Source organism: Leyella stercorea, from assembly GCF_021531355.1.
Taxonomy (GTDB): Bacteria; Bacteroidota; Bacteroidia; order Bacteroidales; family Bacteroidaceae; genus Prevotella.
Genome location: NZ_JADYTS010000185.1, coordinates 1 through 817, shown reverse-complemented (window position 1 = coordinate 817; position 817 = coordinate 1). Strand labels below are relative to the sequence as shown.

The following is an 817-nucleotide window of genomic DNA, read 5'->3' as shown; positions in this document are numbered from 1 at the left end:
AAATTTTCCTCAGTTCTTTAACTTTCCGATTTCTATGAACAGAAGCATTGTCCAAGACAATTACAGTCTTCTTCGTAACATTGAAAGAGAATCTGTCAAGATAGTCCACAATCTTGTCTGCGTTGATGGACTCTTGTGTGGTAAAACCTTTATATTGGTTCCTTTTGGTAATCATGCCAAAGATATTAAGCCGGGCTGCCTTCTCGGATGGGATGTAAATATCCTCATTCTTGAATTGCCAGCCATATGGAACATAACCATTTGTACAAACATGGCTTTCGTCGGCATAATATAGCATAAGTTCTCCTTTGGAATCAAGTTCTTCAAGTTCTTGCAACTTCTCTTTCTTGTATGCGTAGAGCTGCGGTGAGGGTTTGCCCCTTGGGCGTTTTCTTATACGCTTATATCTTGCACCAATGTTTCTAAAAAACGTTTGAAGGTAATGTCACTGGCTTCTTTACCAGTCGCATTCTGCCATGCTTCACGTGCTTTGGACACACTCTGACGGTCTTCCTCAATTGCCTTGCGGACTGCTTCTTCATCAGAACAATCCATAATAGGCTTTCGCCCCTGACCAGGACGTGTCTCCAAGCCTTTGATGCCATTTTCTTCATAACGTTTTACCCATGTGTAGACAGTAGGTACTGTTACCTCAAGCATTTCTGCTATTTGGGGAGCTGATTTACCTTCTGACTTCAGCAATATGGATTTGCATCTGATACGAAAACTATGAGTAGGGCCATTATGATAGCCTTTCTCTAATTTGAGGCGATCAACCTCTGATAATTCAAGTACTTTTATTGGTTTCATAATTCTA

General features: G+C 40.8%; 2 protein-coding genes. Both read right to left on the bottom strand.

Translation table 11 applies throughout. The annotated features are described in order from the left end of the window. Positions 1-337: transposase (locus tag I6E38_RS14970; protein ID WP_235394727.1), on the bottom strand; the 337-nt coding region annotated here is incomplete at its 3' end. Positions 338-393: 56 nt separating this feature from the next. After that, a partial coding sequence (locus tag I6E38_RS14965) for a helix-turn-helix domain-containing protein (protein ID WP_367397748.1) occupies positions 394-817 on the bottom strand: 424 nt, incomplete at its 5' end.